Source organism: Ancylobacter sp. TS-1 (assembly GCF_009223885.1).
GTDB lineage: Bacteria > Pseudomonadota > Alphaproteobacteria > Rhizobiales > Xanthobacteraceae > Ancylobacter.
Window position 1 is genome coordinate 100,758 of the sequence record NZ_CP045144.1, and the last position, 14,563, is coordinate 115,320.

General features: G+C 73.6%; 19 protein-coding genes. 15 read left to right on the plus strand and 4 right to left on the minus strand.

Annotated features, from left to right (window positions below; translation table 11 throughout):
- Nucleotides 1-84 precede the first annotated feature (84 nt).
- The 4 genes from GBB76_RS00505 to GBB76_RS00520 all read left to right on the plus strand — a co-directional run bounded on the left by GBB76_RS00505 (nt 85) and on the right by GBB76_RS00520 (nt 2,475).
- Complete coding sequence (locus GBB76_RS00505; protein WP_152301466.1) at nt 85-273, plus strand: hypothetical protein; 189 nt, start codon at nt 85-87, stop codon at nt 271-273.
- Nucleotides 270-455 (plus strand): hypothetical protein, encoded by a 186-nt coding sequence (locus tag GBB76_RS00510; RefSeq protein WP_152301467.1) that lies wholly within the window; start codon nt 270-272, stop codon nt 453-455. The genes GBB76_RS00505 and GBB76_RS00510 overlap by 4 nt, the downstream gene beginning before the upstream one ends.
- Nucleotides 452-1,036, plus strand: coding sequence for an HK97 family phage prohead protease (locus GBB76_RS00515; protein ID WP_152301468.1), 585 nt, complete (start codon nt 452-454; stop codon nt 1,034-1,036). The genes GBB76_RS00510 and GBB76_RS00515 overlap by 4 nt, the downstream gene beginning before the upstream one ends.
- 194 nt (nt 1,037-1,230) lie before the next feature.
- Entirely contained in the window at nt 1,231-2,475 is a 1,245-nt protein-coding gene (locus GBB76_RS00520) for a phage major capsid protein (protein ID WP_152304696.1), read from the plus strand.
- A 71-nt stretch (nt 2,476-2,546) separates the two neighbouring features.
- Here GBB76_RS00520 and GBB76_RS00525 read toward each other — a convergent pair whose 3' ends face one another.
- The 4 genes from GBB76_RS00525 to GBB76_RS00540 all read right to left on the minus strand — a co-directional run bounded on the left by GBB76_RS00525 (nt 2,547) and on the right by GBB76_RS00540 (nt 4,365).
- Nucleotides 2,547-2,759, minus strand: coding sequence for a hypothetical protein (locus GBB76_RS00525; RefSeq protein WP_152301469.1), 213 nt, complete (start codon nt 2,757-2,759; stop codon nt 2,547-2,549).
- Between the two features lie 107 nt (nt 2,760-2,866).
- Nucleotides 2,867-3,079, minus strand: a complete 213-nt coding sequence (locus GBB76_RS00530) for a hypothetical protein (protein ID WP_152301470.1) — start codon at nt 3,077-3,079, stop codon at nt 2,867-2,869.
- Nucleotides 3,080-3,149: 70 nt separating this feature from the next.
- Entirely contained in the window at nt 3,150-3,362 is a 213-nt protein-coding gene (locus tag GBB76_RS00535) for a hypothetical protein (protein ID WP_152301471.1), read from the minus strand.
- Between the two features lie 274 nt (nt 3,363-3,636).
- Nucleotides 3,637-4,365, minus strand: a complete 729-nt coding sequence (locus GBB76_RS00540) for a trypsin-like serine protease (RefSeq protein WP_152301472.1) — start codon at nt 4,363-4,365, stop codon at nt 3,637-3,639.
- Nucleotides 4,366-4,458: 93 nt separating this feature from the next.
- Between GBB76_RS00540 and GBB76_RS00545 the strand changes: the two genes are divergently transcribed.
- From GBB76_RS00545 to GBB76_RS00595, 11 genes are all read left to right on the plus strand, one after another.
- Nucleotides 4,459-5,025, plus strand: coding sequence for a head-tail connector protein (locus GBB76_RS00545; RefSeq protein WP_152301473.1), 567 nt, complete (start codon nt 4,459-4,461; stop codon nt 5,023-5,025).
- Nucleotides 5,022-5,342: a head-tail adaptor protein gene (locus GBB76_RS00550; RefSeq protein WP_152301474.1), complete on the plus strand. Its 321-nt coding sequence runs from the start codon at nt 5,022-5,024 to the stop codon at nt 5,340-5,342. Before GBB76_RS00545 ends, GBB76_RS00550 begins: the two co-directional genes overlap by 4 nt.
- 82 nt (nt 5,343-5,424) lie before the next feature.
- On the plus strand, nt 5,425-5,841 hold the full coding sequence (locus tag GBB76_RS00555; RefSeq protein ID WP_152301475.1) for a DUF3168 domain-containing protein: 417 nt from the start codon (nt 5,425-5,427) through the stop codon (nt 5,839-5,841).
- A 223-nt stretch (nt 5,842-6,064) separates the two neighbouring features.
- Nucleotides 6,065-6,472, plus strand: a complete 408-nt coding sequence (locus GBB76_RS00560; RefSeq protein WP_152301476.1) for a phage major tail protein, TP901-1 family — start codon at nt 6,065-6,067, stop codon at nt 6,470-6,472.
- A 336-nt stretch (nt 6,473-6,808) separates the two neighbouring features.
- On the plus strand, nt 6,809-7,186 hold the full coding sequence (locus tag GBB76_RS00565) for a gene transfer agent family protein (protein ID WP_152301477.1): 378 nt from the start codon (nt 6,809-6,811) through the stop codon (nt 7,184-7,186).
- Nucleotides 7,183-7,398: a rcc01693 family protein gene (locus GBB76_RS00570; RefSeq protein WP_256366645.1), complete on the plus strand. Its 216-nt coding sequence runs from the start codon at nt 7,183-7,185 to the stop codon at nt 7,396-7,398. Before GBB76_RS00565 ends, GBB76_RS00570 begins: the two co-directional genes overlap by 4 nt.
- A 197-nt stretch (nt 7,399-7,595) precedes the next feature.
- Complete coding sequence (locus GBB76_RS00575) at nt 7,596-8,195, plus strand: phage tail tape measure protein (protein WP_152301479.1); 600 nt, start codon at nt 7,596-7,598, stop codon at nt 8,193-8,195.
- On the plus strand, nt 8,196-8,837 hold the full coding sequence (locus tag GBB76_RS00580; protein WP_152301480.1) for a DUF2460 domain-containing protein: 642 nt from the start codon (nt 8,196-8,198) through the stop codon (nt 8,835-8,837).
- Nucleotides 8,838-8,988: 151 nt separating this feature from the next.
- Nucleotides 8,989-9,852, plus strand: a complete 864-nt coding sequence (locus GBB76_RS00585; RefSeq protein WP_152301481.1) for a DUF2163 domain-containing protein — start codon at nt 8,989-8,991, stop codon at nt 9,850-9,852.
- Between the two features lie 2 nt (nt 9,853-9,854).
- A complete protein-coding gene (locus GBB76_RS00590) occupies nt 9,855-10,292 on the plus strand; it encodes an NlpC/P60 family protein (protein WP_152301482.1) in 438 nt (145 codons plus the stop codon).
- A gap of 334 nt (nt 10,293-10,626) precedes the next feature.
- Entirely contained in the window at nt 10,627-14,538 is a 3,912-nt protein-coding gene (locus tag GBB76_RS00595) for a glycoside hydrolase/phage tail family protein (protein ID WP_152301483.1), read from the plus strand.
- Nucleotides 14,539-14,563: the final 25 nt, after the last annotated feature.

Consider the following 14,563-nt stretch of genomic DNA (forward strand, 5'->3'; position numbering starts at 1 on the left):
CCTTTCGGCGCCGCGCGGACCGAGCCTGGGTCCCCGGGTCAAGCCCGGGGATGAGGGGGAAGTGTGCCGATAAAGGAGTCGCCGATGCAACCGCTGTTCGCCGCCTTCGCCGAGAAGGCGGACATCGCCCATCTCGCGCTGCTGCTGTGGGCGCTCGGCGCTTCGGCGCTGGCCGGGCTCGCGCTGCGCGAACTGGGGCACGCCGCGCGCCGCTTCGACGAGTTCGTGCGCGAGATTGCGCGCTTCAACGCCCTGTTCGGAGACGAGACATGACGTCGACACCCCGCATCCGGGCCTTCCTGCCCGGCCGCTTCAACGGGCTCGCCCCGCGCCTGCCGGCCCCGCACCGGGCCGGCGACGCGCCGCAGGTGTTCCGCCAGTTCGGCCGCACGCTGGGGCGCCTCGAACGCGCCGCCGCCACCCGCCGCCCGAGGGGCGAGGGAGACGGCGCATGAGCGGCCCGGCGCGCATTCTCGCCCGCCATGGCGCGCCGGCGCTGGACACCAAGGCGCAAGCCGGCACCCTCGCCAATGTGGCGCCGGACGGCTCCTTCGAGGGTTATGCGGCGCTGTTCGGTCGGGTCGATCTCGGCCGCGACCTGATCCTGCCCGGCGCCTTCGCCCGCTCGCTCGCCGAGCGCGGGGCGGGCGGGGTGCGCATGCTGTTCCAGCACGACCCGGCCGAGCCGATCGGCACCTGGCTGAGCTTGCACGAGGACGGCGTGGGCCTCTTCGTGCGCGGCCGCCTCGCGCTCGATGTCGGCCGCGCCCGCGAGGTGCTGGCGCTGATGCGCGCCGGGGCGCTGGACGGGCTTTCCATCGGCTTCCGCGCGGTGGAGGGACGCACCGACCCGCGCTCGCGGGTGCGCCGGCTGTCGCGCATCGACCTGTGGGAAGTGTCGGTCGTGACCTTTCCCATGCAGCCCGACGCCCGCATCGCCTCGGTGAAGCGGGCGGGCGACGCGCTGGCGGCGACGATCCGGCGCGGCGCGCGGCGCCTGCGGGCCTTTCCCGGGCTGCGGCCGGCGACGGCGTGAAGCTGCTGCTTTCCTCTCCCCATTGGGGAGAGGTGGCCCGCGAAGCGGGTCGGTGAGGGGCGACAACATCGCGGAGCGGCGAAAGCCCCTCACCCCAACCCTCTCCCCGACGGGGAGAGGGAGCACGCAATCGGCCATCCTCCTCCCGGCCAGTCCGGGACGGCGTTTCCATTCCGAACATGGACATGAGCAACATGGATCCCAGCAATCCCGCCCCCGAGATGAAGTCCGCCGGCCCGGAAGTGACGGCGGCCTTCGAGGAATTCATGGGCGCCTTCGAGGCGTTCAAGGACGCAAACGACCAGCGCCTCGGCGAGCTGGAGCGGCGCGGCGGCGACGCCGTGACCGCCGACAAGGTGGAGCGCATCGGCGCCGCGCTCGACACCCAGAAGGCGCTGATCGACGAGCTGGTGCTCAAGGCCCGCCGGCCGGCGCTGGGCGGCGGCGATCTCGCGGTCGATCTGGCCGCCCGCGAGCACAAGGCGGCGTTCGACTCCTATGTGCGTACCGGCGAGGCGGCCGGGCTGAAGCGGCTGGAGGCCAAGGCGCTCTCCGCCGGGGTCGGCACTGACGGCGGCTACACCGTGCCCGCCGAGACCGAGCGCGAGATCGGCCGCCGGCTCACCGCCCTGTCGCCGATCCGCGCCATCGCCGATGTCAGGGTGATTTCGGCCGGCACCTACAAGAAGCCGTTCATGACCTCCGGCCCGGCGGTCGGCTGGGTGGCCGAGACCGGCGCCCGCGCCCAGACCACGAGCCCGGTGCTGGACGAACTCGCCTTCCCGGCCATGGAACTCTACGCCATGCCGGCGGCGACGCAGACCCTGCTCGACGATTCGGCGGTCAACATCGACGAGTGGCTCGCCATCGAGGTCGAGGCCGCCTTCGCGGCGCAGGAGGGCACTGCCTTCGTGACCGGCGACGGGGTGGGCAAGCCGAAGGGCTTCCTCGCCTATGACACGGTGGCGGAGAACGCCTGGGCGTGGGGCAAGCTCGGTTTTGTGGCCACCGGCGCGGCCGGCGACTTCCCCGCCGCCAACCCCTCCGACCCGCTGGTCGATCTCGTCTATGCGGTGAAGGCCGGCTACCGGCAGAATGGCGGCTTCGTGATGAGCCGGCGCACGCAGGGCGCGGTGCGCAAGCTCAAGGACGAGAACGGCCAGTATCTGTGGGCCCCGCCGACCGCGCCGGGGGCGCAGCCGAGCCTGCTCGGCTTCCCCGTGCACGAGGCCGAGGACATGCCGGGGATCGGCGCCGACAGCCTCTCGGTAGCGTTCGGCGATTTCCGCCGCGGCTATCTGGTGGTCGATCGCGCCGGGGTGCGCGTGCTGCGCGATCCCTATTCGGCCAAGCCCTATGTGCTGTTCTACACCACCAAGCGGGTCGGCGGCGGCGTGCAGGACTTCGACGCCATCAAGCTGCTGAAGTTCGCGGCCTGAGGCCGGCGGACAAAAGAAGGGGCGCTCCCTCGCGGGAGCGCCCCATGTGACGACGGTCGGGTCGGTCGGGATCAGCGGGTCGAGCGCGCGTTCGCCTCGACGGACTGGGCGATGTAGCCGTCGGTGGTGGTGGGCACGGCCACCGTGGCGTTGCGGCCTTCGATGACCTGGGCCTGCGCGGTGGCGGGCGCGGTGTAGAGGCTGGCGTCACGGCCATCGGCGGCCTGCGCGGCGACGGAACCGAAAGCGGCCAGAGCCACGGCGGCGATGATGATCTTGTTCATGATGGATGCTCCAGAAGAGAGGGACGGCGCGCGCTCGAACGGGGCGCCGTCAGAGGTCGTGCCCCGGGGCGGGCGCCCCGGGAACTGCGTTGACGATCAGGCGATGATCACTTGGTCGAGCGGGCGTTCGCCTCGACGGCCTGGTTGATGTAGGCGTCCGTGCCGGCCGGGGCGGCCACGGCGGCGTTGCGGCCCTCGACGACCTGGACCTGCGCGTTGGCGGGGGCGGTGTAGAGGCTGGCGTCACGGCCATCGGCGGCCTGAGCGGCGACGGAACCGAAGGCGGCGAGAGCCACGGCGGCGACGAGAATCTTGTTCATGGTCATTTTCCTTGAAGAAAGCCGGCGCTCACGCACATCGGGGGGCCGGCGGAAGTAGGGGGGCGTGAGATCAGCGGGTCGAGCGCGCATTAGCCTCGACGGACTGGGCGATGTAGCCGTCGTTGGTGGTGGGCACGGCCACCGTGGCGTTGCGGCCTTCGACGACCTGGACCTGCGCGTTGGCAGGGGCGGTGTAGAGGCTGGCGTCACGGCCATCGGCGGCCTGCGCGGCGACCGAACCGAAGGTGGCCAGAGCCACGGCGGCGAGGAGGATCTTGTTCATCTTGGTCTTCTCCACAGTGTGGGCGGCGGCCCGTTTCGGCCGCGCCGTTTTCGTGAGGAGAACCTAGTCGCTGCGCTGGCGCATCGCCAATTGCGATATGGCGACTGTCATATTGCGTGTACGCAATAACAATCGCGTGTCTGGCTGTAACAAAATCGCAGTCGAGCGCACACGACACATACGTGCACGATAGAGCTTACGCCGGTCTGATTTGACCCGCCAGAGCGGGCGTCGGGCGATCCGCGTCGCAGCACATCCGCAAGCCGGGGCGCGTCTACCGCGTCAGAGCGCGCAGCGTGGCGTCGATCCAGGCGCGCTGCGGGCCGACCAGCGTCGCGCCGGTGACGCCGCCGCAGCCGCGCGCCCCGCCGGCCGCCGTCGACCAGCCGATGATGCCGGCCACCACGCCGTCGACCAGCACCGGGCCGCCGCTGTCGCCGGTGCAGCCGCCGCGCGCGGGGCCGTCCGACAGGCGCACCATGATGCCGCCGGTCGTGCCGATGCTCGGCAGCTCGGCGCGGCGCAGCGTGCCGGCTGAGGCACCGTTGCCGTCCTTGGTCACGCCATAGCCGGCGATGACGAAGCCGGTGCGCTTCGCCGGCAGCGCCACCTGCGCCGACAGCTCGGCCGGCCGGAAGCCCGCCGGCAGGTTCTCGTTCAGCCGCACCAGGGCGAGGTCCGGGGTCGGGCGGCGGCTTTCGAAGGAATGCGGGTCGTAGGACGGGTGCAGCGCGATGCGGTTCACCGTGATCAGGCGCGGCCCGGCCGGCTCGAACACCACCACCGCGTAGTCGGCCGCCGGCTGCACGCAATGGGCGGCGGTCAGCAGCACGTTCGGCCCCAGCACCACCCCGGTGCAGGAAGCCCCGCGCGTCGAGACGATCATCGCCGTCTGCGCCTTCAGCGCCGCATCCGCCGGCTCGCCGCCGACAATGGCGCGGGCGGGTGTGGCCAGGAGGAGGGCGAGGCAGGCGGCGGCGAAGGGGCGGGCGAGACAGCGCATGGGTCGCTCCGGAAGAGGGGGCGGCGCCGTTGTGGCGGCGCCCGGACGGAACGTCAATCGCCGGCAGCGCCGGTTTCCAGACAAGAGGACCTCATGCCCGCGATCCTTCTCGCCGGGCCGACGGTCGAGCCGCTGACGCTCGCCGAGGCCAAGACCTATCTGCGCGTCGATCACGACGCCGAGGACGCGCTGATCGCCTCGCTGCTCACGGCGGCGCGGGCGACCGTCGAGGCGCTGACGCGGCGCTGCCTGATCGACCAGGACTGGCGCCTCGTGCGCGACGCCTGGCCGGCCTCCGGGCTGATCCCGGTGCCGGTGAACCCGCTGCGCGCGATCCTCGCCGCGCATGTGATCGGCGCGGAAGGCGGCGATGTCGAGGTGCCGCTGACGGCCTTCACCGCCGACACGGCGCGGCTGCCCGCACTGATCCGGGTGGAGCGCGGCGCGGTGCCGGCGCCGGGGCGCCCGCTCGCCGGCATCGCGCTCGACCTGCGGGCCGGGCACGGCCCGGGCGCCGACCATGTGCCCTCGCCGCTGGTCGAGGCGGTGCGGGTGGTGCTGGCGCATTTCTACGAGCACCGCGACGTGCCGGGGCCGGGCGCGGCCTTTCCCGCCCGGCTCGACGCGCTGGTCGGCCCCTACCGGGTGACGCGGCTGTGAGCGCGCTCGGTTCGTTGCGGCACCGGCTGGTGCACGAGACGCCGGTGGAGACGCCGGACGGGCTGGGCGGGGTCACCATCGCCTTCATCGCGGTCGACGCGCTGTGGGGCGCCATCGAGACCCGGGCGGCGCCGGCCGAGATCGCCGACCGCCCCGGCGCGGTGCTGACCCATGCGGTGACGGTGCGCGCGCCGGCGACGCTTCAGCCGGGCGACCGGCTGCGGCTGGGCGCGCGGCGCTTCCTCGTCGAGGCGGTGCGCGATCCCGACAATCGCGGCCGCTTCCTCCTCTGCGACTGCCGGGAGGAGACGCCGTGAGGTTCGAGGTGCGGGTGAGGGGGCTGGAGGCGCTGCGGCGCCGGCTCGCTGTGCTGGGCGAGCGGAGGACGGGGAGGCGGCGATGGGTACGGTGACGGGCGCGGCGGCGGAGCTGCGCCGGGCGATCCATGCGGCGCTTGTCGCCGACATCCCGCTGCGCGACGCGCTGGGCGGGGCACGCGTCCACGACGTGCCGCCGGCGGCGCCGGAATTTCCCTATGTGACGCTCGGCGAGGCGCAGGTGAGCGACTGGTCGACCGCCACCGAAAGCGGGCAGGAGCACCGCCTCACCCTTGCCGCCTGGTCGCGGCAGGGCGGGCATGGGCAGGCGCACACCATCGCCCATCTGGTGCAGCAGGTGCTGCACGACGCGCCGCTGGCGCTGGAGGGGCACCGGCTGGTCAATCTGCGCCTGTCGAGCGCGGAGATTCGCCGCGAGCCGGGCGGGCGAACCTATCGCGCGCTGATGCGCTTCCGGGCGGTGACGGAAACCGATTGAGGTTTTCCGAACCTGCGAGCTTTCGCGCGCAAGCGATTCCCGCGACTCGGGAATCCGCGTGAAGTTGAATCGGAAGATGAAGTGACTTGGCGGGGTTTGCGGAATCAAACCGCGAGGACGTGAAGACGTCTGCCGCCGCTCACCGACGCCAAATCTAGCCCAACAGGGTTAACCATCTCTGAATACCGTCCGTACCGGGCGGGTGCAAGGAAAGGATCCGTCGATGGCGGCGCAGAAGGGCAAGGACCTCTTGCTCAAGATCCATGACGGCGCGGCCTATGCCACCGTGGCGGGGCTGCGCTCGCGGCAGATCGCGTTCAACGCCGAGCCGGTCGACGTGACCCATGCCGAGAGCGCCGGGCACTGGCGCGAGCTGCTCGCCGGGGCGGGGGTGAAGCGCGCCTCGGTGGCCGGCTCGGGCGTGTTCAAGGACGCGGCGTCGGATGCGCTGATCCGCCAGAGCTTCTTCGATGGGGCGATCCGGCAGGCGCAGATCGTGGTGCCGGATTTCGGCACGCTGGCCGGGCCGTTCCAGATCACGGCGCTGGAGATCGCCGCCGAGCACGACCGCGAGGTGACGTTCGACATCGCGCTGGAGAGCGCCGGCGAGATCACCTTCGCGGCGCTGTGAGGGGGGGTACCCGTTCGCCCTCATGGCCGGGCTCGACTCGGCCACCCGGCACGTCGTCGACCCGCCGATGGGAAGGCTGGGTCCCCGGGTCAAGCCCGGGGATGAGGGCGTTCTGGTGGGGGGCTCGACGAACGGGTGTGCGGGCGCTGTCCGGTCATCGACGCTTTCAGCCGGCACTCCCTCCCTCGTCATCCCCGGGCTTGACCCGGGGATCCATGACTTTTCGCTGGGCGTCTTCCGTCGGCGAAGACGTGGATGGCCGGGTCGAGCCCGGCCATGACGGTGCTCGGAGCGACGTTGCGACTGGGCAAACTCTGAATTCAGAAGGAGCCACCCATGGCCAACCGGCATCGCGGGGAAATCTCCGCCGAGCTCGACGGGCGCGCGCGCACGCTGGTGCTGACGCTCGGCGCGCTGGCGGAGCTGGAGGACGCCTTCGGCGCCGAGGACCTGGTGGCGCTGACCGGGCGTTTCGCCAGCGGCCGGCTGTCGGCGCGCGACGCCATCCGCATCGTGGCGGCGGGGCTGCGCGGGGCGGGCGAGGCCGCCACCGAGGCGGAGGTGGCCCGCATGACCACGCCCGGTGGGGCGGCGGGCTTCGCCCGCCTCGTCGGCGCGCTGATCGCCGCCACCTTCGGCGCGGCTGGAAGCGACGCCTCGGGAGCCGGGGAGGGCCCCTCCTGCCCTTTGCCCGATCCGCCGCCGGCGATGTGACCGGCGGCGGGCCTGCGTCGCGTGCCTTTCCGCGCGCCTTTCCCTGGGCCGAGGCGATGGCCTTCGGCCTCGGGCGTCTGGGGCTTGCCCCCGATGCCTTCTGGCGGATGACGCCGCGCGAGCTGGCCGCCGCCGCCGGCCTCGCCGGGCCGGCCCGCGCGCCGCTCGACCGCGCCCGGCTCGACGTGCTGATGGCGCGCTTTCCCGACTGAGGGCGGGGGAAGTCGGCCGAAGATTTTTCGCTGGGTCCCGGAGCGCCGGTGCGCGATGCGCACCTTGTCCGGGAAACAGCTTGCCTCGTGTCCCGGACAAGTGACGCCGCAGGCGGAACGCCGATCCGGGACCCGGGAGAAAATCGCCGCGCTGCGGCGGGCGAAATCTGCAACCGCCGTGAGCGAGGCACAGGGAAATGGCCGACGAGATGGAAGACGGGCTGACCGTCGAGATCGCCGCCGATACCGGCGCCTTCCGCCGCGAGATCGCCGAGGCCGAGCGGCTGGCGCGCGGCTTCGGCCGGGTGGTCGGCGACGCGCTGACCGGGGCGGCGCTGAAGGGCCGCGAGGCCGACGACGTGCTGCGCTCGCTGGCGGGCCGGCTGTCCGCGCTGGCGCTCGACATGGCGTTCCGGCCGCTGGAGCAAGGCCTCGCCGGGCTCGCGCAAAGCGTGCTGGGCGGGGCGCTCGGCGGGGCGGCGGGCTTCGCCAAGGGCGGCGCCTTCGCGGCCGGGCGCGTCGTGCCCTTCGCCGAAGGCGGGGTGGTGGCCGCGCCCACCTATTTCCCGATGGCGGGCGGTGCGCTCGGCCTGATGGGCGAGCGCGGGGCCGAGGCGATCCTGCCGCTGCGGCGCGGACCGGACGGAAGGCTCGGCGTCGCCGCCGGCGGGGGCGGGCGGGCGGTAAGCGTGACGGTGAACGTTTCCACGCCCGACGCGACCGCGTTCCGCCGCTCCGACGCCTATCTCGCCGGCCTCGTCGCCCGCGCCGTGGCGCGCGGGGAAAGGAGCCTCTAGATGCCGGCCTTCCACGAAACTCTGTTTCCGCTCGACATCGCGCTCGGCGCGGCGGGCGGGCCGGAGCGGGCGACCGAGATCGTTACCACGCTGACCGGCCGCGAGGAGCGCAACACGCGGCTCGCCCATTCGCGCCGGCGCTGGGATGCCGGCTATGGCGTGACCTCGCTCGCCCAGCTCGCGGCCGTCGTCGCCTTCTTCGAGGAACGGCGCGGGCGGCTCTACGGCTTCCGCTGGCGCGACCGGCTGGACCATTCCTCCGCCGCGCCGGGGGCCGGGGTGACGCCGTTCGACCAGCCGATCGGCACCGGCGACGGTGAACGCGCGGTGTTCGCGCTGGCCAAGACCTATGGCGGCGCTCACGCGCCCTATGCCCGGCCCATCGCCAAGCCGGTCGCCGGCTCGGTGCGGGTGGCGGTGGGCGGGGCCGAGCGGACCGAGGGCGTGCATTTCGCGCTCGACGTCACCACCGGCGCGCTCGCCTTCCTCGCCGGCCATGTGCCCGATGAGGGCGCGGGCGTGACCGCCGGCTTCCTGTTCGACGTGCCGGTGCGCTTCGACACCGATTTCCTCGAGGTGAACCTCACCGCCTTCGAGGCCGGGGCGATCCCGCGCATCCCCATTCTGGAGATACGGCCATGAGCACCGGCAGGGGCGCCGTCATCCTGAGGTGCCGCCGCAGGCGGCCTCGAAGGACGCACCCGGCCGGCATCCTTCGAGGCCCGGCTGGCGGCCGGGCACCTCAGGATGACGTTCTGACAGGCCAAACCGGATCAACCGTGAGGAGGCGCCGATGAAGACCATTCCTCCCGGCCTGGCCGCCGCGCTGGCGGGCGGGGTGACGACGCTGGCGCGCGGCTGGCGCCTCACCCGCCGCGACGGCGTGGTGATCGCCCTGACCGAGCATGACGAGGACCTGTTCGTCGACGGCACGCTGTTCCGCGCCGCTTCCGGCGCCTCCGGCAGCGAGGATGCCAGCGCGCTGGGCTTCGCGGTCGGCGGCGGCGAGATGTCGGCGGCGCTGACCTCGGACCTCATCGACGAGGCCGATCTCGACGCCGGCCGCTATGACGGGGCGGCGATCGAGCTGATCCTTGCCGACTGGTCGGCGCCGGAGAACTTTCTCGTGCTGCGGCGCGCCACGCTCGGCGAGGTGCGGCGCGAGGGCGGCAGCTTCCAGGCCGAGCTGCGCGGCCTGTCGGCGGCGCTCAACATGGTGCGCGGGCGGCTGTTCACCGCCGGCTGCGACGCCGATCTCGGCGATGCCCGCTGCACGGTGGCGCTCGACGGCCCGGCCTATCGGGCCGACGGCACGGTGGCGGGCGTGGAAGGGCCGGGGCTGCTCACCGCGAGCGGGCTCGATGCCCATGCGGCCGGCTGGTTCGCGCAGGGCCGGCTCGTCTTCACCGGCGGCGCCAATGAGGGCTTCGCCACCGAGGTGAAGGCGCATGGCATCGATGGCGGCGCGCGGCTGGAACTGTGGCAGCGCCCGCCCGCACCGCTCGCCCCGGGCGACGGCTTCACCGTGACGGCCGGCTGCGACCGCCGCTTCGAGACCTGCCGCGACCGCTTCGCCAACACGGCCAACTTTCGCGGATTCCCGCACATGCCGGGCAATGACGCGGTGCTGCGCGTCGCCCTGCCGGGAGGGCAGTAGCGATGGAGGCGGGTGACAGGCGCGCCCTCGTCGTCGCCGAGGCGCGGGCGTGGATCGGCACGCCCTATCTGCACCGCGCCTCCTGCAGGGGCCACGGCGCCGACTGCCTCGGGCTGGTGCGCGGCGTGTGGCGGGCGGTCGTCGGGGCCGAGCCGCAGGGCCTGCCGCCCTACGCCCCCGACTGGGCCGAGGCGACGAAGGCCGAGCAGATGGCCGATGCCGCCGGCCGCCACATGCGCGCGGTCGCTTCCGAGGCCATCGCGCCGGGCGACGTGCTGCTGTTCCGCTGGCGCGAGGGCTTTCCCGCCAAGCACGCGGCGATCCTCGTCGCGCCGGACCGGATGGTGCACGCCCATGACGAGGCGGCGGTGGCCGAGGTGTGCCTCGCCCCCTGGTGGCGCCGGCGGCTGGCCTTCGCCTTCGCCTTTCCGGGGACGTGAGGGGCGATTTCGCTGTGCCGCCGCGCGGCCCTTGCGCCCTCGCGCCCTCGCACCCTCCCACCCTTCCACCCTCATGGCCGGGCTTGACCCGGCCACCCAGCCTCCGACCGGGCGCGCGCCGTTGGGCTGGGTCCCCGGGTCAAGCCCGGGGATGAGGGTGCTTTGAGGGGGCGCCGTCATCCCGGACGGCCGCCGGCCGATCCGGGATCGCTCTCCGCCCCCGCTCTCCACTTCCGCAGGCGATCCCGGCTCTCGCTGCGCTCGGCCGGGATGACGGTCGGGTGGGATGACGGCCTGACAGACCGCGCCTATCGCGCTTTCCAACGGAGCCCCCATGGCCACACTCATTCTTGGCGCCCTTGGCGGGGCGGTCGGCGGGGCTCTGCTCGGGCCGGTCGGCGCGCTGGCCGGGCGGGCGCTCGGCGCGCTCGGCGGCTCAGCCGTCGACAGCCTCGTGCTCAACCCCGGCCGCCGGGCCGAGGGGCCGCGCCTCGCCGAATTCGGCACCATGACCTCCACCGAGGGGGCGGCGATGCCGCGCCTCTATGGCCGCGCCCGGCTTTCCGGCCAGGTGATCTGGGCGGCGCCGGTGGAGGAGGTGATCTCCACCCAGACGCAGGCGTCCGGCGGCAAGGGCGGCACACTCGGTGGCAGTGCCGGCGCCGTCACCACCACCAGCTACAGCTATTTCGGCAGCTTCGCGGTCGGGCTGTGCGAGGGGCCGGTGACGCGGATCGGCCGCATCTGGGCGGACGGGCGCCCGCTCGACACGCGCGGACGCCTGGTGCGGCGGCACCTCGGCGGCGAGGACCAGCTTCCCGATCCGCTGATCGAGGCGCGCGTGCCCGGCGCGCCGGCCTATCGCGGGCTGGCCTATCTCGTGTTCGAGCGGCTGGCGCTGGCCCCGTTCGGCAACCGGCTGCCGCAGATTTCGGTCGAGGTGGAGCGCGCGGTCGGCACGCTGGAGCGCGAGCTGCGCGCGGTGACGCTGATCCCCGGCGCCACCGAATTCGGCTACGACCCGCGCGAGGTGGTGCGGGTGGACCGGCCCGGCGTCTACCAGCCGGAAAACCGGCATGTCGCCACCCATGCCAGCGACTTTTCCGCCGCGCTCGACCAGCTTCTCGCCACCTGCCCGAACATCGAGCGCGTGGCGCTGGTGGTGAGCTGGTTCGGCGACGATCTGCGGGCCGGCGTCTGCGCGATCCGGCCCGGCGTCGAGCGGCGGGTGAAGCCGACGCAGATGCTGCCCTTTCCCGTCGTCTGGCGGGTGGCCGGGCAGACCCGCGAGAGTGCCACCCTCGTCAGTCAGCACGAGGGGCGCCCGGCCTATGGCGGCACGCCCTCCGACGACAGCGTGGTCGAGGCGATCAAGGCGCTGAAGGCGCGCGGGCTGGCGGTGACGCTCTATCCCTTCGTGATGATGGACATTCCCGCCGGCAACACGCGGCCCGACCCGTGGAGCGGGGAGCCCGGCCAGCCGGCGTACCCGTGGCGCGGGCGCATCACCTGCCACCCCGCGCCCGGCCGGCCCGGCTCGCCGGACGGCACGGGCGAGGCCGGCGCGCAGCTCGCCGCCCTGTTCGGCGCGGCCGAGGCGGGCGATTTCGCGATTGCCGGCGGGCGGGTGGTCTATTCCGGCCCGGAGGAATGGTCGCTGCGCCGCATGGTGCTGCACTATGCCCGCCTCTCGGTGCTGGCGGGCGGGGTGGAGGCGATCCTCGTCGGCTCGGAAATGGCGGCGCTGACCCGTGTGCGCGCGGCGCCCGGCGTCTATCCCGCCGCCGCCGCCTTCGCCGCGCTGGCGGGGCAGGTGAAGACCATGGTCGGCGCGGGAACCCGGGTCGGCTATGCCGCCGACTGGGCCGAATATGGCGCCCATGTGCGCGATGGCGGGGCGGAGGTTCGCTTCCCGCTCGATCCGCTCTGGGCGGCGCCCGCGCTCGATTTCATCGGCATCGACTGGTACCCGCCGCTCGCCGATTGGCGCGACGGCGACGGCCATCTCGACGCGCAGGACCATGAGAGCCTGCACGATCCCGCCTATCTCGCCGGCAATCTCGCCGGCGGTGAGGCCTTCGACTGGTACTACCCGGACGAGGATGCGCGCGCCGCGCAGGCGCGCCTGCCGATCACCGACGGGGCTTATGGCGAGCCCTGGCTGTTTCGCCAGAAGGATGTTGCGGGCTGGTGGAGCCATGCCCATCACGAGCGCGTCGGCGGCGTGCGGCAGGCGGCGCCGACCGCCTGGGTGCCGGGCTCAAAGCCGGTGCGTCTCACCGAGATCGGCTGCCCGGCGGTCGACAAGGGCGCCAACCGGCCGAGCGTGTTCCCCGACGCCAAATCCGCCGATGGCGGCCTGCCGCCCTTCTCCAGCGGGCGGCGCGACGACCTGATGCAGCGCCGGCTGATCGAGGCGACGCTGGCGGGCTTCGCCAGTTCGCTTGCGCTCAACCCGGCCGCGCCCGCGCTGCCCGGCGGGCGGATGGTGGAGCCGGCGTCGATCTTCGCCTGGAGCTGGGACGCGCGGCCCTTCCCGGTCTTTCCGCTCGCCCGCGAAGTGTGGGCGGACGGAGCCAACTGGGACACCGGCCACTGGCTGAGCGGCCGGCTCGGCGCCGCCCCGCTGGCCGAGCTGACCGCCGCGCTGGCGGCCGATTTCGGGGTCGACCAGATCGACACGGCGACGCTTTCCGGTGTCGTCGACGGCTATGTGGTGGACCGGCCGATGACCGCACGCGCCGCGCTGGAGCCGCTGGCGCAGGCCTTCGCCTTCGATCTCGTCGAGCGCGGCGAGGGGCTGGCGCTGCGCCGTCGCGGCGGGCGGGTGCGCGCGCTTCTCACCGATGAGGACATCGCCGCCGGCGAGGGCATCGCCCCGCCTCGCCTCGTGCGGGCCGCCGAGGGCGAACTCCCCGCCAGCGCCACGCTCGGCTTCGTCGACGGCAATGGCGACTACCGCCGCGCCACCGCCTCCTCGCGCCGGCTCGCCGGGGCGGCGCAGGCGGCAACCGGGCTCGACGTCGCCATGGTGACCGATCCCGGCTTCGCGGCGGGGCTGGCCGACCGCTTTCTTCAGGATATCTGGGCCGGGCGCGAGACGGCGAGCCTAACGCTGCCGCCCTCGCATCTGGCGCTGGAGCCGGGCGACCTTGTGCGGCTGGACCGCGACGGGCGCGCGCGGCTTCTGGAGATCACCGCCATCGAGGACCGCGAGGCGCGCCTCGTGAGCGCGCGCAGCATCGACCCCGCCGTGTTCGACCTTGCCGTGCAGGCGGGCCGGCCGGTCTCGCCCGAACTGCCGGCGGGCGAGGGACCGCCGCAGGTGCAGCTTCTCGCCCTGCCGCTGCCGGGCGGGGAGGGCGCGCCGGTGCTGGCGTGGCTCGGCGCCTTCCTCGCGCCGTGGCCGGGCAGCCTCGCCGTGTGGCGGGCGGTGGACGGGGCGAGCTTCGAGCGCGTCGCCACCATCCCTGCGCCGGCGGTGACGGGCGAAACGTTGACCGATCTGCCGCCCGGCCCGTGCTGGCGCTGGAACCGGACATCGCTCGACATCGAACTCGACGGCGGGCTGATCGCCGCCGCCAGCGAGGAGGCGGTGCTCGGCGGGGCGAACGCGCTGGCGCTGATCGCGCCCTCCGGGGAGTTGGAGGCGATCCAGTTCGCCGAGGCCGAGCTGACCGGCGCGCGGCGCTGGCGACTTTCCGGCCTGCTGCGCGGCCAGCTCGGCACCGAGGCCCGCGCCGCGATGGCCTGGCCGGCGGGCACGCGGCTGATGCGGATCGACGCCAATCTCATTCCCGTCGCCGGCGGGCTCGACATGCTCGGGCGCGCGCTGGTGTTGCGCGTCGGCCGCGCCGACCGCGACCATGGCGACCCCGCCGTCGCCGAGATCGCCGCCGTCGCCGGCCCGCAGGCGCTGCGCCCGCTCGCCCCCGTGCATGCCCGCGCCCGCCGCACGCCGGAAGGCGTGACGATCGGCTGGACGCGGCGAACGCGGACGGGCGGGGATTCCTGGGATCTGGTCGAGGTGCCGCTCGGCGAGAGCGGCGAAGCCTATGAGGTCGCCATCCTCGACGGGGGAGAGGCGGTGCGCCGCCTCGCCGCTTCCGGCCCGTCCGTCACCTATGCGGCGGCCGACGAGATCGCCGATTTCGGCGCCGCCCGGCCCTTCCTCGATGTCCGCATCGTCCAGCTTTCCGCCGAGGTCGGCGCCGGGGCGGCGCTGGAGGCGCGGCTGGCGACCTGACCGCCCGTCCACCGACAGGAAACCA